The 18,751-nt window shown below is 66.6% G+C and carries 16 protein-coding genes and 1 riboswitch; of the genes, 15 read left to right on the top strand and 1 reads right to left on the bottom strand.

Annotated features, from left to right (window positions below; all coding sequences use genetic code 11):
- Positions 1-48 precede the first annotated feature (48 nt).
- A riboswitch (cyclic di-GMP riboswitch) is annotated at positions 49-136 on the top strand.
- 259 nt (positions 137-395) lie between these two features.
- From VKZ50_19900 to VKZ50_19850, 11 genes are all read left to right on the top strand, one after another.
- Complete coding sequence (locus VKZ50_19900; protein HLJ61997.1) at positions 396-1,175, top strand: sigma-70 family RNA polymerase sigma factor; 780 nt, start codon at positions 396-398, stop codon at positions 1,173-1,175.
- Between the two features lie 40 nt (positions 1,176-1,215).
- Entirely contained in the window at positions 1,216-1,557 is a 342-nt protein-coding gene (locus VKZ50_19895; protein HLJ61996.1) for a MerR family transcriptional regulator, read from the top strand.
- Between the two features lie 36 nt (positions 1,558-1,593).
- Positions 1,594-2,424: a sigma-70 family RNA polymerase sigma factor gene (locus tag VKZ50_19890; protein HLJ61995.1), complete on the top strand. Its 831-nt coding sequence runs from the start codon at positions 1,594-1,596 to the stop codon at positions 2,422-2,424.
- Positions 2,425-2,500: 76 nt separating this feature from the next.
- Complete coding sequence (locus VKZ50_19885; GenBank protein HLJ61994.1) at positions 2,501-2,875, top strand: hypothetical protein; 375 nt, start codon at positions 2,501-2,503, stop codon at positions 2,873-2,875.
- A gap of 28 nt (positions 2,876-2,903) precedes the next feature.
- A complete protein-coding gene (locus VKZ50_19880) occupies positions 2,904-3,275 on the top strand; it encodes a roadblock/LC7 domain-containing protein (GenBank protein ID HLJ61993.1) in 372 nt (123 codons plus the stop codon).
- Complete coding sequence (gene gspE / locus VKZ50_19875) at positions 3,266-5,740, top strand: type II secretion system ATPase GspE (GenBank protein ID HLJ61992.1); 2,475 nt, start codon at positions 3,266-3,268, stop codon at positions 5,738-5,740. Before VKZ50_19880 ends, gspE (VKZ50_19875) begins: the two co-directional genes overlap by 10 nt.
- Positions 5,741-5,774: 34 nt before the next feature.
- The gene (locus VKZ50_19870; GenBank protein ID HLJ61991.1) at positions 5,775-7,340 is read left to right on the top strand and encodes a DnaB-like helicase C-terminal domain-containing protein; all 1,566 of its coding nucleotides are present in this window, start codon (positions 5,775-5,777) and stop codon (positions 7,338-7,340) included.
- A gap of 2 nt (positions 7,341-7,342) precedes the next feature.
- Positions 7,343-9,118, top strand: a complete 1,776-nt coding sequence (gene gspE / locus VKZ50_19865) for a type II secretion system ATPase GspE (GenBank protein ID HLJ61990.1) — start codon at positions 7,343-7,345, stop codon at positions 9,116-9,118.
- A 174-nt stretch (positions 9,119-9,292) separates the two neighbouring features.
- The gene (locus tag VKZ50_19860; protein HLJ61989.1) at positions 9,293-10,480 is read left to right on the top strand and encodes a type IV pilus twitching motility protein PilT; all 1,188 of its coding nucleotides are present in this window, start codon (positions 9,293-9,295) and stop codon (positions 10,478-10,480) included.
- Between the two features lie 33 nt (positions 10,481-10,513).
- On the top strand, positions 10,514-11,731 hold the full coding sequence (locus tag VKZ50_19855) for a type II secretion system F family protein (GenBank protein ID HLJ61988.1): 1,218 nt from the start codon (positions 10,514-10,516) through the stop codon (positions 11,729-11,731).
- 198 nt (positions 11,732-11,929) lie between these two features.
- Positions 11,930-12,355 (top strand): prepilin-type N-terminal cleavage/methylation domain-containing protein, encoded by a 426-nt coding sequence (locus VKZ50_19850; protein HLJ61987.1) that lies wholly within the window; start codon positions 11,930-11,932, stop codon positions 12,353-12,355.
- Between the two features lie 148 nt (positions 12,356-12,503).
- Here VKZ50_19850 and VKZ50_19845 read toward each other — a convergent pair whose 3' ends face one another.
- Positions 12,504-14,084 (bottom strand): glycosyltransferase family 39 protein, encoded by a 1,581-nt coding sequence (locus VKZ50_19845; protein ID HLJ61986.1) that lies wholly within the window; start codon positions 14,082-14,084, stop codon positions 12,504-12,506.
- 184 nt (positions 14,085-14,268) lie between these two features.
- Here VKZ50_19845 and VKZ50_19840 point away from each other — a divergent pair, with 184 nt between their 5' ends.
- The 4 genes from VKZ50_19840 (at position 14,269) to VKZ50_19825 (ending at position 18,704) form a co-directional block, all read left to right on the top strand.
- Positions 14,269-14,673 (top strand): prepilin-type N-terminal cleavage/methylation domain-containing protein, encoded by a 405-nt coding sequence (locus tag VKZ50_19840; GenBank protein HLJ61985.1) that lies wholly within the window; start codon positions 14,269-14,271, stop codon positions 14,671-14,673.
- 129 nt (positions 14,674-14,802) lie between these two features.
- Positions 14,803-15,210: a prepilin-type N-terminal cleavage/methylation domain-containing protein gene (locus tag VKZ50_19835; protein ID HLJ61984.1), complete on the top strand. Its 408-nt coding sequence runs from the start codon at positions 14,803-14,805 to the stop codon at positions 15,208-15,210.
- A 61-nt stretch (positions 15,211-15,271) separates the two neighbouring features.
- A complete protein-coding gene (locus tag VKZ50_19830) occupies positions 15,272-16,849 on the top strand; it encodes a glycosyltransferase family 39 protein (GenBank protein HLJ61983.1) in 1,578 nt (525 codons plus the stop codon).
- 46 nt (positions 16,850-16,895) lie between these two features.
- Positions 16,896-18,704 (top strand): hypothetical protein, encoded by a 1,809-nt coding sequence (locus VKZ50_19825; GenBank protein ID HLJ61982.1) that lies wholly within the window; start codon positions 16,896-16,898, stop codon positions 18,702-18,704.
- Positions 18,705-18,751: the final 47 nt, after the last annotated feature.

The following is an 18,751-nucleotide window of genomic DNA, read 5'->3' as shown; positions in this document are numbered from 1 at the left end:
TTTCCATGAATATGATTACTTAGTAGGTACAACTTCATAGCTGTGCCGCTTCTGTAGGGGCAAACCCAGAGAGATCTGGGGACGCAAAGCCACGGGACAGGCCAGCGCGAGCTGGCAAGTCAGCCGGGTTGCCGGAGCGACAACCGGAAACCTCCCGTGGTGCGTGGGAGGCTTCTTTTTTCTCCAAAAACACCCGCGTACCACAGGTCCCGCTGTCTTTCTGTCTTCTGTCTTCTGTCTGATTGCCCCCAACAGAGTGATCCAACCGCGATATAAGCCGGTCCGTTCCCCGCGGAAGCGCGGAGGCGACGGAAGGGCCGGCATCTGTGCGCCAGAGCCGAGACAGGACACCGGCGCGCAGGTGGTCGGCGGGTGGCATTGGATGGGGGGGGAGCATGGGCACGAGTGCGATGGCCATTCAGGAAGATTCGGGTTCAAACGGGCCCGCGATTTCGGAAGTGTTCCATCAGTACAGGCGCACGAAGGATGTCGGACTGTATCACCAGTTGGTGTGCCAGTATCTTCCGCTTGTGCGCAAGATCGCGCGCCGGTATGTCCGGCAGTCCATACCGCTCGATGATCTCATCCAGGTCGGCGCGATCGGGTTGATGACCGCGGTCAACACCTTCGACCCGGCGCGCAACGTCAAGTTTGAGACGTACGCCTACCACCACGTGGCGGGCGAGATTCGACATTACCTCCGCGACGACGTCGACCTCATGCGCACTCCGCGGTGGGCCCGCAAGGCCTACGGTGAAATGAAAGCCGCCGGCGCCGAGTTGCAGCAGGAGCTCGGGCGATCCGCGACGCTGCCCGAGATCGCCAAGCGCATGCGGATCACCGACGATGAGCTCCTGGAGGTGCTCCAGGCCTACGGGGCCACCCGCGTCGAGCGCATCAACGACGAGGCCGGCGGCGACGCCCAGCCCGCGCCACGCCAGCGATACGTGTCGTTCCAGCTCCCGATCGAAGACCGCGTGATGCTGCTCCAGGCGATCGAGCGGCTGGCTGAGGTCCAGCGGAAGGCTGTGTACTACCTGTTCTATCTCGATCTCACCCAGAGCGAGACTGCCAAGCTGATGGGTATCTCGCAGCGGCACGTGTCCCGGTTGCTGGCCGCGGCGCTCAAGCGCCTCGCCCCGCTCGTGCAGACCGTCGGTGCCGGCGGTGCATAACGCAGATCAGGGCTCTCAGGGCTCAAGGAGAGGTGGTGTCATGGGACCGAGGCTCGGGAATCTACCAATCTACCCGATCCGAACCGCGGCAGCGCTCACGGGGGTCGAACCTCGACGCCTGCGGATGTGGGAGGTGGAGTATCGTCTCCTGCAACCGGCTCGCACCAGGGGGCATCACCGCCTCTACTCAATGCAAGACCTGGAGCTGATCCGCCAGATCCGGCGCCTGATTGAAGAGCAGGGCATGAGCCTGCAGGGCGTGGGCGCGTGGCTCGCCGCGCAGCCGATCGCCGCGGATGGGGATGACGAGCCGTCGGACCCGTCGACGTCGCGTGACGTGCCGGAGGCGGCCGTCGCTGCGGGTCGGCGGCACAATGGATAGCCGAGCGGGCCGATCCGGTCCGTCGGCGGTGCGACGATGACCCCGCAGTCCGGGCACGCGCCCGCGGAAGGCCCTGCGGCCGCCACTCGGCCGGCGTGGCTGCCTGATGTCGCTGAGGCGCCAGACGAAGAGGTCCTCGGCCTGTTTCGCGAGTACCGACAGACGCGGGACACGACCCTGTTCGAAGATCTCGTCTGCCGGTTCTTGCCGCTGGCGCGCAAGGTGGCCCACCGGTACGTGCGGCCTTCGGTGTCTCTCGAGGACTTGACTCAGGTTGGCACGATCGGGCTGATGCACGCGGTCCGGCACTTCGATCCCGACCGCAACGTGAAATTCGAGGCGTACGCGTACAGCCACATCTCGGGCCAGATCCGTCACTACCTGCGAGACGACGCCGACGCCGTACAGGTGCCGCGGTGGGCCCGTAAACTCTATGGGGAACTCGTGGGCGCGGTCGCGGAACTGCAGCAGCTGCTGGGGCGGACCCCGACGCATGCGGAAATCGCGGCCAAAATGAACATGACCGAGAAGGGCGTCGACGAGATTGTGCGCGCCTACGATACCACGAACGTCCGGTCGATGGACGACACGATCAGCGAGACGAACGTTCGGCGCGACATGATCACGCACCAGCGGTACATCTCGTTTCAGCTGCCGGTCGAGGACCGGATCGTGCTGCTGCAGGCCATCGAACGGCTTGCGGATCTGCAGCGGAAGATCGTCTACTACCTGTTCTACATGGATCTGAGTCACAGCGAGGTGGCCGCGCGGCTTGGGATCTCGCAGCGGCACGTGTCGCGGGTCCTGTCGGCGGCACTGAAACGCTTGTCCACCATGACCCATGTCAGTGATCTGCACCATCGGTAGGCGCTCACCGCCGTGTGGGTGCGCAGGCCGCGACAAGGACGATGGACGATGCTCAAGACGATCGGCGGAGCGGTGAATGACCAGAGTGCGCGAGATCTTGGATGCGATTGTGTCAGGCACCCCCGGCGCGATGGGCGCAGGCGTGATCGCGATGGACGGCACGCCGATCGACGTGGTCAAGCTCGACGCGCACTTTCCGCTGGAAGCGGTCAACCACGAGATCACGACGCTGACCAAGCTCCTGATCTACATGTGCCGGAAGCTGCACGCCTCGGGGTTCAACGACTTCATGATGAGCTGCGAGCGGTTCACGGTACTCGTGGCAGCGCCCGCGCCCGACCGGTGCGTGGCGGTGTTCCTCAACGGCAAGGCCAACGTGGGCACGGCCCGCGTTCAGCTTCGCCGGCACGTACCGGAGCTTGCGGCAATCAACGAGGCAGTCGCAGGATAATCGACCACAGTCACTCGGGGGGTGCGCCATGGCAACGAATCTCACATTGAACCTCAAAGACGTGTTGAACGACTTGACACACAAAGGCGCGATCGTCGCCGCGATCGCCGTGAGCCGCGACGGGTTCGTCATCGACGCAGCGAAGTCTGAGGAAGTCGACTTGGACGCGGTCGGCGCGCTCGTGAGCAGCGCCATGCTCGCGTGGGAGGGTGTCGCCACCGAGATCCAGGCCGCCGGTCCGCCTGACGTGCTGCTCGCCGAGTTCCCGGCCGGGCCGATCGCCGTCACCCAGGTCAACAAGGATTCCATGCTCGTGTTGATGGGGAGCCGCTTCTGCAACCTCGGCCGGATCCGGGTCGAGACCCAGCGCGTCCGCGCCATGGTGGCCGAGTGCCTGTAGATCGCGCCGAGGTCATCCGGACGCCCGGGGAACAGACCGCCGGCGACGGCGTGGGGGACGTCAGGGAGCAACTGGCCGCCTACCGGGAGGTCTTGGGGCTGGCCGAGCGGGACTGCGCCCTGGACGTCGCGATATGGTTCCATACCGGCGTGACCCGCCACCGGGCCGGAGAGCTCGATGACGCCGTCGCGTGCTTCAAGAAGGCGATCGAGCTAGCCCCGGACGATCCCTGGGCGTACTGGGAACTAGCCGATGTGTACGCCCTCCAGGCGGATGCACGGCCGGCCGTGGTCGTGCTCGGGGCGTTTGCCGACCGGTGCGTCGCACGGGGCCAATGGAACGAGGCCGCGCGGGCGCTCGCGCGCGCCGCGGAGCTCGCGCCTGACGACGTGGACATCCTCACATCGTTGCGCGAGGTGACCGAGCAGGCCGGGCAGAAACGGGCGCTGCCGCAGCTCGACACAGCCATTCGCGCCGCCCGGGAACGGCACGTTTCCGCAGCGCCGGTTCAGGAACGTCCGGTCCTCGACGCAACCGAAGCGGCCGTGCCTCAGGCGTCCGCCTCCACCCCGGCGGCCGACGTGGGCGAGACCGATCTCGAGATCGTGGAGATTCGAGAGGTCCCGCGCGCGCCGTCCGTCGAGCGAGAGGACGCTGGCCCGGCAGCAGCGCGGCTGCCCAGCGGCAACGGCAGCGGCGGGTCCGCGCCGGTCTCCGAGACATCCGCGGCGGCGGGCGCGCCATCGGTTGAGAGCGCGGCAGGTCGGCAGCGATGGGGCGATCTCCTGGGCGAGATCGTGGTGCGGCAGGGGTGGGTCACCCGGGACCAGGTCAAGGATGCGCTGCAACTGCAGCAGCGCAACGGCGCCCCACTCGGACGCATCCTGGTCAACATGCAGGCGCTGACCGAGGAGCAACTCGCCCGGGCGCTGGCCCTGCAGTGGAATCTGCCGTACACGAGCCTGCCCGACCGCGATGTGGACCTCGAGTCCGCCCGCCTCCTCCCGGCGTATCTCGCGCGGCGCCACGGGGTGGTGCCGATTCGGCGCGCCAGCAACCGGCTGGTCGTCGCGATCGCCGATCCCGCCAACGTTGTCGCGATCGACGACATCCGCCTCGTCACGGGGCTCGACGTGGACTTGATGGTTGCGAGCCCGGTGGATCTCGCCCGCGTGCACGGCATGATCTACGGCGGCCACGCGGACATCGAGGAGATGCTCAAGGGGACGGTGGAGCCGGAGGCGATCGGCGAGGCGCCCTCCGAGGACGTCACGGTCGAACATCTCCGCGCGATGGTGGAAGACGCCCCGATCGTGCGGGCCGTCAACCAGATCCTCACGCAGGCCGTGTTTGCCGAGGCGAGCGACGTTCACATCGAGCCGCACGCGCAAGAGGTGAAGGTGCGTTTCCGCGTGGACGGGATCTTGCAGGACTTCATGACCCCACCCAAGGCGGTGCAGGCGGCACTGATCTCGCGCATCAAGATTCTCGCGAACATGGACATCGCGGAACGCCGATTGCCGCAGGATGGGCATATCCACCTCCGCGTGAACGGCAAGGACTTCGATCTGCGGGTCAGCAGCCTGCCCACCGTGTTGGGCGAAAAGGTGGTGCTGCGGATCCTCGATCCGTCGCGCACCCGGATTACGCTGACCCAACTGGGGTTCGCGGATCACCTGCTGGCCACGTGGGAGAACCTGATTACGAAGCCGTACGGGCTCATCCTCGTCACCGGGCCGACCGGCAGCGGCAAGACCACCACGCTCTACACGTCGCTGGCGCGCATCAACACGCCGGAGCGCAACATCGTGAGCGTGGAGGATCCGGTCGAATACCAGATCCCGCGGGTGAATCAGGTTCAGGTGAACCCCAAGGTGGGCTTGACGTTTGCGAACGGTCTGCGGACGATCCTGCGCCAGGATCCCGACGTGATCCTGATCGGCGAGATCCGGGACCGCGAGACCGCCGAGATCGCGATCCAGGCGTCGATGACGGGCCACCTCGTCCTCAGCACCGTGCACACGAACGACGCCCCGAGCGCCGTGACGCGCCTCGTCGACATGGGCGTCGAGCCGTTCCTGATTTCCTCATCGCTGATCGGCGTCCTCGCCCAGCGCCTCGTGCGGGTCGTCTGCAGCCGCTGCAAAGAAGCGTACGCGCCGCCCGCGGAAGCGCTCCGCCACATCGGGGCCGTCCAGGCGGGCGACGCGCCGCAGTTCTACCGGGGCCGCGGGTGCGACGCGTGCCGCCAGACGGGATACCACGGGCGCATCGGCGTGTTCGAGTTGATGATGGTCTCCGAGGCGCTGCGGAAGTTGGTGTTGGGCGGCCAATCGGCGGACCGGCTGCGCGAGGCCGCCCAGGAGGCGGGGATGCGCACGCTCCGGCAGCATGGGATCCAGCGGGTACTCGAGGGCACCACCACGATGGAAGAGATGCTTCGCGTCGTGTTCGTCGCCGACTAGTCGTTGGGCGCATGGTGGAAGAAGGGAGCGGTCCGTGCCGTACGAGACGCCAGATGAAGTCGTAGAAGCTGCGATCCTGCATGGGTTCATTCGGGACCGACACCTCGTGACCCTCGCCATGCGCGAAGGGTTCAAGCAGGAGCTCTTGCGCGTGCCCGCCGCGACCCGGCTGTGCCGGGTCGTGATGGAGCTCTACGCGACGCGCGATGCGGTGATCGACCCCGTGGCAGTCCGGGCGGCGATCGAGCGGCTCGGGCTCGCCACGCCCGAGATGGACCGGTATCTGCAACGCGTCGCGGCGGTGAAGATTCCGAACGCCGGGCAGTTGATGGAGTTTATCGAACAACTGCGGGTCCGCGAGCGTCGCGAGCGGTTGTCGACGTTGCACGCCCGCCTCGGCACGTTTCTGGGGGGGGCTGGCGGGTCGGACAGCGAGGTCCAACAGCTTGCGTCGGGGATCATCCACGAGCTCGTGGAGATGCAGCGGCAGCGGATGCAGGCGCACTTGCAGCCGGTGACCGAGGTGGTCGCGCGGCTCGCGAATGAGGCGGAGCAACGTCACGACCTGCCGGGGCTGTTGGGGTACTCGCTGGCGCCGTTCGACCGTCTCACCACGTTGTTGTCCGGCATGCGCCGCGGATTTTACTACGGGCTCGCCGGGGCGCCACGCCGCGGCAAGACGAACCTAGCGCTCCAGCTGGCGATGTACATCGCGGCGAATAACCACATCCCGGTACTCTTCTACTCGTGGGAGCAAACCGCCCAGGTGTTGGGCGCGCGCCTGATCGCCAAGGAGAGCGGCATCAGCCCCGCCGCCATTCTGGGCGGCGGGCAGCCCGACGATCGGCCGGTCGCGGCGGCGGTGCGCTCGGCCCAGGAGCGGATGGGCTCGTTTGCACCCTATATGTTTCTGATCGAGGCGGGCCGCCAGGACACGATCGCACGGATCCGGTCACACGCCTACAACGTGATGCAGGAGTTCCAGACCAGCGAGGTCGCGTTGTTCTTCGACTACCTGCAGAAGATCCCCCTCGGGGAGCATCTGGAGGACTGGAAGGCGCGCACCGACCGGATCTCGACCGATCTGGCCGAGCTGAGCCTCGAGCTCAACGTGCCGATCCTGGCGATCTCGCCGCTCGACAAGGAAGGCTGTCGGCTCGACGAGCGGCCCGCAGAAGAGGACGACGCCTACTCCCAGTACCATCGCCCGACGATGCACCACAGCGTGGGGAGCGGCGACCTGGAGTACGACCTGGACGTGGCGATGGTGCTGGCCAAAGACTGGAAGGCCACCGCCGAGTTCGGGCAGTTCGTGGAGAACCGGGCGAAGGCGGCCAACGTGGACCCGGACCTCCTGCCGAAGCTGGACATCGTGAATCTGCACTTCGACAAGAACCGCGACGCGCCCGAGCACGCCGCGACGATCATCCAGTATGCGTTCTTCGTGACGCTGAACAAGTTTGTCGAGCTGGACTACAAGCTGGAGCGCGAGTACCGGCCGGACTACCACGCGTTCACGAAGCTGCAGAGCATCTACGCCCAGCTGATCGACACCGGTGTGCTGCCGTTGGCCGCCGCCGGACACCGGGAAGGGAGATAACTATGGCCGCACGAGCGATGGACGACAAGCTGGTGCAGATCCCGGTTCCTGGCGACGCGCAGAAGGCACGCCCGGGGGCCGCGCTGCGCCGCCGCCGGCTCGGCGAGATTCTGGTCGACGCGGGCGTGATCACGCTCGAGCAACTCGCCGAGGCGCTCGGCGAACAGAAGCGCGCGGGGCGGCACCGCGGCCTCGGGCAAGTGCTCGTCGACATGGGATGCGCCACCGAGCGAGGGATCGGCGAGGCGCTGGCGCTGCAGCTCGGGCTCCGGTACGTCGACCTGCGGGAGACCGTCCCCGACGAGCAGGCGATGTTGCTGCTGCCCGAACATCTCGCGCGCCGGTTTCAGACGATCCCCATCGCGATCGACGGCGACAAGCTCACGGTCGGGATGGTCGATCCGCTGGACGTCCTGGCGCTAGACGACGTCCACACGCGGACCGCACGCGAGATCGAGCCCGTGGTCATCACGCCGGAAGATTTTCAGCGGGCGATCAACCAGTATCCCGCGCTCGACGAGAGCGTCGAGACGGTGATCACGGAGATCAAGGCCAAGGCGCTGTCCAAGGACGAGATGGGCGTCGATCAGCTTCGGGCGCTCGTCGACGAGGCCCCGGTCGTGCGCCTGGTCAACATGATCATCCTGCAGGCGATCCGTCAACGAGCGAGCGACATCCACATCGAACCGCAGGAGTTCCGGATGCGGGTCCGTTACCGCATCGACGGCGCGCTGTACAACGTGATGACCCCCGCGCGCGACATTCAGGCCGCGGTCATCTCGCGCGTCAAGATCATGGCGGACATCGACATCGCGGAACGGCGCGTGCCCCAGGACGGCCGCATCGCATACAAAGCGGAAGGCAAGGACTACGATCTGCGCGTGAGCACGATCCCGACCGTGTTCGGCGAGAAGGTCGTGATGCGCATCCTGGACAAGAGCGCGACGGTCGTGGGACTCGAGCGCGTCGGCCTCCTGCCCGTCGATTTTCCGCGGTTCGACGCGATGATCTCCAGGCCGCACGGGATCATCCTGCTCACGGGGCCGACCGGCAGCGGCAAAAGCACGACCCTGTACTCGATCCTGAATCGGCTCAACTCCACCGAGTCCAACATCATCACCGTGGAGGATCCGGTGGAGTACCAGCTCCCGGGCATCAACCAGGTGCAGGTCAACCCGAAGGCCGGGCTCACGTTCGCGAACGGTCTGCGGTCGTTTCTCCGGCAGGACCCGGACATCATCATGGTCGGCGAGGTCCGCGACGAGGAGACCGCGCGGATCACGATCCATGCGGCGCTGACCGGCCACCTCGTCCTGAGCACCCTCCACACGAACGACGCGCCTGGGGCCGTGGCGCGCCTCGTGGACATGGGCATCGAGCCGTTCCTCGTGGCGTCGTCGATGGTGGGCGTGATCGCCCAGCGCCTCGTGCGCGTCCTCTGCGATCGGTGCAAACAGCCGTATCTGCCCCCGGCGGAACTCCTCGACCGGTTCGGGGCGCTGGCGGCCGAACAGGCCGGTGCCGCCACGTTCTACCGGCCGCAGGGATGCGACCACTGCGGGAACATCGGCTACCTCGGGCGCACGGCGCTGTTCGAGATCATGTCGATCGACGACACGATCCGCTCCTTGGTGACGAAGCAAGCGTCGGTGGCCGACGTCCGGCAGGCGGCGATCCGCGCCGGGATGCGGACGCTAGGGCAGGATGGCTTCACGAAGGTGCTTTTGGGCATCACGTCTGCGGAGGAAGTACTACGGGCAGTATATGTGGAGGACTGAGGTCCGGACGCTGGCGGTAGGGCCCCGCCGGACGGGCCAACTCGTCACGGGCGGATCGCGGGGTGGCGTGGCGGTGAGCGCCATCGGTGCCGGCCTGGGGGCGCGGGTCGGGCCTCGCGGGCCGCGCGAACGCGTTCGAGCATGGCGAGACGGTGGACCAGGGGGAGGACGAGCATGCACGTAGACGATCTGCTGCGCGAAACGGTGGCGGCGCACGCGAGCGACCTGCACCTGACGGCAGGCGCGAAACCGACGATCCGCGTGTGGGGGAAGCTCGTAGCGCTCGAACACCACGAGCTGTTGGAGCCCGAGGACACGTCCCAGCTCGCATACAGCATGCTGAACGCGTTTCAGAAGCAGCGGTTCGAGAAGACCTGGGAGCTCGACCTCTCGTACGGCGTCACGGGACTCGGCCGGTTCCGCGTGAACCTCTACCGGCAGCGCGGCGCGGTGGGCGTGGCGATGCGCACCATCCCGTCGGCGATCCCGTCGATCGACGAGCTCAACCTGCCGCCGATCCTGTTGGATTTGGCGCGGAGGCACCGCGGGTTGGTGCTGATCACCGGGCCGACGGGAAACGGCAAGAGCACGGCGCTCGCGTCGATGGTGGACTTCATCAACGGCGAGCGCGCGTGCCACATCGTCACCGTCGAGGATCCCATCGAGTACCTGCACACGAACAAGAAGAGCATCGTCAATCAGCGCGAGCTCGGGTTTGACACGCAAAGCTTCCCCAATGCGCTGCGCGGGGTGCTGCGCGAGGATCCCAACGTGGTGCTGATCGGCGAGATGCGGGACCTCGAGACGATCGCCGCGGCGCTGACGATCGCCGAAACCGGTCACCTGGTGTTCGCGACGCTGCACACGGCCACCGCGGCCCAGTGCATCGACCGGATCATCGACGTATTTCCGCCACACCAGCAGCCGCAGATCCGGACGCAGCTGTCCTCGGTGCTCGAGGCGGTGATCGCGCAGCAACTCGTGCCGAACGAGCGATATGTGGGCGCGCGGCGGCCGGCGGAACAGGCTGCGGCGCGAGTCGCCGGCGATGGGGCCGTCGCGACGATCAAGCGGGCACGGATCGCAATTGAGGAAGTGGGGCGTCTGCCTGCGGTCGAAGTGATGATCGCGACCCCGGCGATCCGCAACTTGATCCGGGAATCGAAGAGCCACCAGATCGAGTCCGCGATCCAGACCGGGGGCCAGTTCGGCATGCAGACGATGGACAGCGCGCTTGCCGAGCTGCACCGGCGCGGGTTGATCAGCAACGAGACCGCGATCAACCGGGCGATTCACCCGGAAGAGATGAGCAAGATCCTTGGGGGCGGACGGCGCACGAGCGAGGAGCGCAAGGCGCGGTGACGGACGCCCGGGTCGGAAGGGAGGCACACCAGCATGGCTGTGTTTGAGTACACGGCGCGGGACAACAGCGGCAAGCTCTTGGCCGGCGCGCTGGAGGGCGACAGCGAGGCGATCGTGGCCCAGAAGCTCTGGGACATGGGGTTCTTCGTCACGGCGCTCCATCAGAAGAAGAAGTCGCAGAACGTCGAGGACATCTTCCGGCGCTGGCGCGGCGTCGGGCTGAAGGACCTCGTGGTGTTCAGCCGGCAGTTCGCGACGATGATCAACGCCGGCCTCTCGCTCGTGCGGACCCTCACGATTTTGGAAGAGCAGGTGACGCAGCCGATCCTCAAGGAGACGATCGGGCACATCCGCGTCGACATCGAGGGCGGGTCCACCCTGAGCGCCGCGCTCGCGAAGCATCCACGGGTGTTCAACAACCTGTACGTGAACATGGTGCGCGCCGGTGAGGCCGGCGGCGTGCTCGACGACGTCCTACTGCGGCTTGCCACCTTCCTCGAGAAGGAGATGGCGCTGCGCCACAAGATCAAGTCGGCGATGACCTACCCGATCCTGCTGGCGGTCGCGGCGTTGAGCGCCCTCATGTTCATGACGATTGTCATCATCCCGCAGTTCGCCGACTTCTTCAAACAGCTCGGGGGCAACGCGCCGCTGCCGATCCCGACTCAGATTGCCGTCGGGGTGAGCCTGATCATCCGGCACTTCTGGTGGTTGGCGACCATCGTGATCGGGGGCACCGTCTTCGCCCTACGCCGGTACGTCCGCACGCGGGTCGGCCGCGAGCAGTACGACCGGCTCAAGCTACGCCTGCCGGTGCTCGGACCGCTCGTCAAGAAGATCGTTGTGGCGCGCTTTACCCGCACGTTCGGCACGCTCGTCAGCAGCGGCGTCCCGATCATGCGGGCGCTCGAGGTGGTCGGCCAGGCGATCGACAACTCGGTACTGGGGCGTGCCGTCGACTCGATCCGCTCGAGCATCCGCGAGGGCGAGAGTATTGCGATCCCGCTTGGAGCCAGCGGCATCTTCCCGCTCATGGTCGTCCAGATGGTGCGGGTCGGCGAGGAGACGGGCGCCCTCGACAATATGTTGAACAAGGTCGCCGACTTTTACGACTCCGAAGTAGAGGCGGCCGTGGCCAGCCTGACCTCCATCCTTGAACCGCTCATGATCATCGGCATGGGGGCCGTGATCGGCGGCCTGCTGCTCGCGCTCTACCTCCCCATCTTCGGACTCGCGAACGCGATCAAGTAACCTCCCCGGCAGCGGCCGGGTCCGATCTGGCAGCGGGAGAGGGTGTCCGCGCCCCTCCCGCTGCGTTTCTCCCCCTTTTGCGTCAGGCAGGCCTCCAATGAACCGTTCGAACCCTTCAAGCGACACGTCGCGGCCGCCGGCGGGACCGGGTACCTAGGAGGTGAGGACACGAACCGGCCGGGACGGCCGAGGGCGCGGATGGAGGGGGAAGACGCGATGTACAGGCGGCTGCGTGCGAAGATCCGGCAAGAGGACCGCGGGTTTACCTTGATCGAGTTGGTGGTGGTGCTTGCGATCATCGGCATCATGTTGGCGGCGGCGATGCCGTTGTACCTGAACTCCCGGCTCAGCGCCTACAAGGCCGAGGCCAACCGCACATTTGAGGATGTTAAGACGATGGAGTGGGGGTACTACCAGCAGTACAACACGTTCGTGAACGCGACTCCGGCGGCGATCGGCTTTGCGGCGCCGGCCAGCGCCAACTGGAACTACTCCATCGGAACGGGTACGGCGGCGAACATCGTGGCGAGCGCGGCGGGAGTGGCGGGGAGCCCCGTCGTCGGGAAGACGATGACCTTGACGCTCAACAGCGATGGAAGCGTCACGACCAGCTCGTCATTCTAGTTCCAGTCCGGGACCGATCAGACGGGGAGGCCGCAGGGCCTCCCGTCTCGTTGGTGCCGCCGCCTCACGCCACCTGCGCCCACGCCGCGCCATCGCGTCCACGCGCCATGCGTCGCGCGGCGCGCATGAGCGATCTTCATGCGGTAGACTACCGCACCGCCGCGCCGCGGCGCTCGAGCAGAAACACGTGCGCTCCGCCGAAGTCTCCGTGCCACACCATGCCGTAGACGCCGTTGAGCGCCGAAAACAGCCGGTCCTGTGCCGGACCGCCGAATGGCAGCGTGGCCACGAGCCAGACACGTGGGTACCGGCGCGCCAAGTCGCGCGCACCCGGCGCGGTGAGCGTCCCGCCGGTTGCGACCGGCGCCTCGGGCGATGGGAGAACGGTCGAGGGATAGGGGTCGCGGAAGTAATATCGAAACGGCAGATCCGCCGGGCTCACGTACAGGAAGAAGTCACCGGGACGCACGTGGTCTCCCACGACCGCCGCTGCCTGTCGCCATTGGAACGGCCTGGCGTCCGGAGCAAAGTAGTACTCGCCGAGCGCCGGACCATTGTATAGGAACAACGCCGCGACAAGGAACACGATCGCCTGGTCCCGCCTGCCCTCAAAGCGCTCCACGATGTGCCAGACCCCGGCGGCCACCACCATCGCGTAGAACGGCGCCACAAACGAGAACCAGCGGGGTACGAACATGGGGTGGACAAGCGAGATCCCGAACAGCACGGCGATCGGGACGAGTGCCGGGAGCGCGACGAGCGGGAGCGAGCTATGGCGCGCTCGCAGCGCCTGCCCGCCAAACCACAGCAACACCAGAAACGGGAAGAGTAGGACGATCGTCTCGAGCGGTCCCAGCCCGCCCGTATACCAGGTGAGATAGCCCGCAGTTCCGACGAGCGACCCGCCGAACGCGAGCAACCCCGCGAGATCCGCGAGCGCCATCGGTAGGTCGCCGCTCCGGTACCATCCGGACGTGGGGGCGTGCAGTGTCTGGTGCACGAGCGCCGGCAGCCAGGGCGCAAACGCCGCCGCCACCACGGCCATACTCACGAGCCACGCACCGGTGTGTTTCCGCTCGTACCCCACGATCCAGAGACCGTGGCCGATCAGGACGAGCAGGCCCAAGTAGTGCGTGTAGGCGATGAGGACCGCGGTCAGCGCGTAGACGCCCCAGCGCAGCCGTCCGCCCTCGTCGACTGCGGTGCGGAGGGCGAGGGTGGAGCCCACTGCGAGCATGCCCAAGAGGGCGTACATCCGGGCTTCCTGTCCGGCCATAATCGCAAACGGAGACATGGCCACGAGGAACGCGCTGAGGAGGGCTGCCGGTGTGCCCGCGACGCGGCGCGCGAGCGCGTAGGTGAGCGCCACCGTGGCCACGCTCGCGAACGCCGACGGGAACCGCAGCGCCGTTTCTCCCGTCCCCGCCACATCGGTCCAGGCTTTGATGAGCAGATAGTAGAGCGGAGGATGAGAATCCGCCGCCCGCAGGGTCGTCAGCAGACCCCTCCAGGACTCCCGCGTAACGCTGACGACGAACGCCTCGTCGAGCCACACGCTGTGCCAGCCGAGTTCGACTACGCGGAGCGCCGCCGCCAGCACGAGGATACCCGAGAAGATCAGGCTGGGACTCATGTGAATGTCGCGGGTCCAGCCCCGACGCCCTGCCATCGACGGCGCCGGCTGGCCGGCCGCCCGTTGCATGGCCATGGCATCGCCCTGAGACGTCACGTGAGTCTCCACCACCGGGTATCATGCCCAACCGCGACAAGAGTTTAGACGCCCCCCTGGCCCTGTCCCAGGTGCGGTCTCCGCATGTCCCTAACGGTGCGTGTTTGGGTATTGCTTCTGCGGGAAGGATGGTTGGCTCGGACGCATCGGCCACAGTCGACGTCATCGGTGAAGGAGGGCGACGTTGCGCAGACGGTCCCGGCTCCACCGGAACGACAGGCGCGGAGGATTCACGCTGATCGAGCTCGTCGTCGTGCTGGCGATCATCGCGATCCTCGTTGCGGCGGCCGTACCACTCTACCTCAGCGCCCGAATGAAGGCGTACAAGGCCGAAGCAGCCACGGTCCTGCAGGAGCTCAAGACCCTCGAGTGGGGCTACTACCAGCAGTACGATGCGTTTACGGCCGTACTGGCGTCGATAGGGTTTCAGCCACCGAGCAGCCAGATCTGGTCGTACGGCAATCCCACGGTCGGCCCCGGGGTCGTGACCATGAGCGCTATCGGGAGCACGGGGACTGCGGTGGCGAATCAATCCATGTCGGTGGTGCTGAGCAGCGACGGGAGTTCGAGCGCGGCCGCCACGTTTTAGCAGGAATCGTTCGACTCGTACCTGTCCGAGTGATGTCCTGAATCTGACCGGAGTGGGTATGTACGAGACGGATCAACTTCGAACCGGCCGGCGCCGGCGCAAGGGAATCAGAGGGGGTGGACAGGGGCAATGTTTAAGTGGCTGCACGACAAGATCCGGCAGGAAGATCGGGGTTTCACCCTGATCGAATTGGTGGTCGTGCTCGCGATCATCGGCATTCTGATTGCGGCGGCGGTGCCGCTGTACCTCGGCGCCCGCCAGAAGGCCTACAAGGCCGAGGCGAGCAACGCGCTCCAGGAGATCAAGACCATGGAGTGGGCCTACTACCAGCAGTACAACACGTTCGTGAACGGGACACTCCCGTCGATCGGGTTCGTCCAGCCGGGTAACGCGAAGTGGACGTACACGGTGGGCACGGGGACCGCGGCGAGCGTCGTTGCGACCGCGACCGGGACTACAGGCACCCCAGTTGCGGGTCAGACGATGACCTTGACGTTGAGCAGCGACGGGAGTACGCAGACGAGCGCGTCGTTCTAGCCACGGCTCGATCCGGTACCGAGGGGAGGCGAGCGCCTCCCCTCGGTGTCTTGGAGCGCCTATGAGCGATCATCTCGAGATCGGGATCGGTACGGAGTTTCTCCGGCCGGAGGTTCCGAGAGCGTCGTGGTGGGCGCGAGAGATCCAGCTCGCTCCGTCCACGGTTCTGGGTGCGGTGATCGCCCTCGCGATTTTCCTCCGGTTCGCCCTGCTCGGTCGCAACAGCCTGTGGTTCGACGAGATGTTCGTGTACCACATCACCCGCATGAGCTGGTCTGACATGCTGCTCCATCTTCGCCTGGAGGACGCGCACCCTCCGCTGTACTACGCCCTGATGAAGGAGTGGACCGGGCTCGCCGGCACCAGCGAGATCGCATTGAGAACGCCCTCGGCGTGTTTCAGCGCGGCCTCGGTGTGGCTGACGTACCTTCTTGCGCGCCGGCTCTCGTCGGAGCGCGTGGCCCTGCTCGCGGCGTTCATCGTTGCGGTCTCGCCGTTTGAGATCATGGCCGGCCAGGAAGCTCGGATGTATCCGCTGCTGGGCACGCTGGGGCTCGCCTCGACACTGCTGCTTTTGACCGCCGTTGAGCGCGGCGGTTGGGGTCGCTGGGCGGCGTACGTGGCGGTGAGCGCCGCGATGGCCTACACGCACTACCTCAGCGCCCTGGTGATCGGCGCGCAAGGGGTGTGGATGTTGCGCGGCGAGCGCCGCGTATTCTGGCAGTGGTTCGCGGCTGCTGCAGCGACCCTGGCGGTGGTGCTTCCCTGGATGCCATCTCTCTGGTATCAGGCGACGAATGGACACGTCTGGGCCTGGTACCGGAACCCGGCTACGCTGTCGATGTTGGGCGACCTGCTGGCGCTCTACTCCTTCGGCGGGACCCTGTTCGGGCTTGGCACGTATTTTGCGGTTGGCTCCCGACCCCCGCTCGAAGAGTTAACTATTCTACTGCCGTTTCTGCTCGCGCTCTGGTGGGGCCTGAGGTCCCCCGCGTTTCACGGGCGCGCAGCTGCGCTGGTCGGCACAGTGTTCGTGATGCCGATCGGGATCATGTTCATCGTGTCCCTGCGGGAGCCGATGTTTTACATGCGGTGGTTCTCGTTTCTTGGGCCGTTCTACGCGATGCTGACGGCCGCGGGCGTGCTGGCCCTTGCCGACCGGTTCCGCGGGCAGCGAGACCGCATCGTTGCGCTGATGGTCGTCGGGCTCCTCGCGTACAGCGTACCCGTGTTGTCGCGGTACTATTTCGACCCCAACTACCGCCTGTACAATTGGCGTGCCGCCGCCGAGCTTGTGCGGGCTCGTGTGAGCCCCGGGGATCTCATCCTCTACAACGGTCCTGCCGCCAAGATCGCGTTCACGTACTACTTTCGCGGGCACAACGACTCGCTCGATCTCACCCCTGTTGAGGCGCTGCCTTCCGGCAGTCGCCGGGCCACGTTCGACTCGGCGTGGGTGAGACGTCTCAGCGTGCGCTATCCGCGGGTGTGGGTCATCACGACCCTGCCGTTTTCACCGCAGATGCAACAGCGGTTGCAATCCGATCTCGAGACCGGGTACAGATTGGTGAGAATCGACGACTTCAAGGCCGTCTGGGTGACGCTGATCGTCGCCAAAGACGCGGCGCGCGCTCAGTAGCGCGTGTCCTCGCGGCCCCGGCTCGTACACGAGGGACGGTGTCTGCATGGTGAACGATGCACGAGCGATTCGTGAGCTGACTTCCGTGTGCGCACCGAACGAGGCCGCCAGGACGACCGGTCGCAGTATCGCGTCCGTCTGGATGGTGCTGCTCGTCTGTGCGGCGGCTTATGTCACCGTTGGGTTGACATTCTCGTCCAGCCGGGGATTCTGGTCCCCGGACTCCGCAGTGCGGTTCGTGCAGGTCGAGAGCTTGCTGCGCCACGGCGCCGACGGCGTGGCCGTGACGTATCCGGCGGCGTCCCTCGATCCCGCGGGGACGTACTTTCCGTTTGGCCCGTGGTTCCATTTTGTCCGCCACGGCCGATACTATGTCTCGTACCCGCCGTATTTTCCGGCGCTCGTCGCCCCGCTGTACCGCAGTCTGGGGAACGCCGGGTTGGTCTTGCTCCCGTTCCTCGCGGGCCTCGGAACCGTCTGGGTGACGCACGGGGTGCTTGCGCGAACCGCACCCGTGTTGGCGGGGTGGGGAGCGCTCGCACTCGGGCTCGCCACGCCGTTGGCCATCTACAGCGCGGTGTTCTGGGACCACGCGCCCGTCGTGTTCCTCAGCGCGGCGGCGCTCGCGCTCGCGGTGCGAGCGTGCGACTCCGAATCCGCACGTCGGACGCTCGATCTTGAGCTCGCCGGCGCCCTGTTGGGATTGGCGCTGTGGCTTCGGAATGAGATATACGTGCTGATTCCGGCAGTGCTCGCCGCGTGGGTTTGCGTCGCCGCGCGCGACCGCGTCCGGGGCGCGATAGCCATGATCGCGGGCCTCGTCGTCCCGGTCGGGGTCCTCTGGGCGCTGAACCGTGCATTGAGCGGCAGCCTGCTCGGGTGGAAAGGCGAGGGCTTGGCCGCGAGCCGCGTGCACGGCGTGGTGGCAACCGCAACGGGCCACGAGGCCGCGGCGTGGATTACGGACAAACTGGGGAACGCGTACTTCCAGCTGATCTCGATCGACTACTATTCGTTCAACCCGCACGCGGTCGGCGTCGGCGCGCTGCTGGCGACCGGGCTCCTGGTCGCCGGTCTATTGCTGCGCGCGGGGGCCGCGCGAGGCGGCGAACGCGCACTCGCGGCCGGCGGCGTTCTCGGGGTCACCGTCGGCTTGTTGCTGTTCGCGGGCAGGACGGACGTCTCAGGTCTGCTCCCCGCAGCGCCGTTTTTCCTGCTGGCGCTCCTGCCGGGGCCGCTCGCGAGGTGGGAACGCTTTTTGTGGCTGGTCGTCGGCCTCTTCACCGGCGGCATCATCGTTACAGGGACGCATGGTGGGCTCCAGTGGGGGCCCCGGTACCTGTTGCCGATCCTGCCTCCGCTGGTGTGGCTGTCTGCCGCGGCGGTGGCCCGCGCCCGCGCAACGGCACCGGCGCTCTGGCCTTCACTCCGCTTGGCGGCGGGTGGGTTAGTCGCGGTGAGCCTGCTCATCCAGGCGTCGGGGGTGGATCAGGTCGCGGAGATGATGGCCACCAACGCACGGACAAACGCGGCGTTGCGGGCGGCGCTGGCCGACGTTGTTGTGACCCCGTTGGAGTGGGTGACGCTGGGGTCGGGGCCGGTTTACTTCGAGAAATCCCTGATGTTCGTGGCGCAACCCAACGACTTCCACGCGCTGGTGACACGGCTCGCGACCGCGCACGTGGCGCGATGGACATACATCCCGCTGTCCGGCCCGTTCTTCTCGCCGCAGGCAGTCGAGCAGTGGGGGTCGCCGTCGTACCGCTTTCACGTCGCGGATGATCGGACCGAGGCAGGGCTGCGTCTTGTAACGTTCGCGGGCACGCTCGGTCGTGGTCCGCGGTCCGCGCCATAGTGCGGTCGGTCCGTGGCGATCGCGGTGCCCGGGTTTCGACACCGGGA

Source organism: bacterium, assembly GCA_035295165.1.
In the GTDB taxonomy this organism is placed as follows: domain Bacteria; phylum Sysuimicrobiota; class Sysuimicrobiia; order Sysuimicrobiales; family Segetimicrobiaceae; genus JAJPIA01.
Note: the sequence above shows the minus strand (reverse complement) of the source record. Positions and strands in the feature narration are given on the sequence as shown.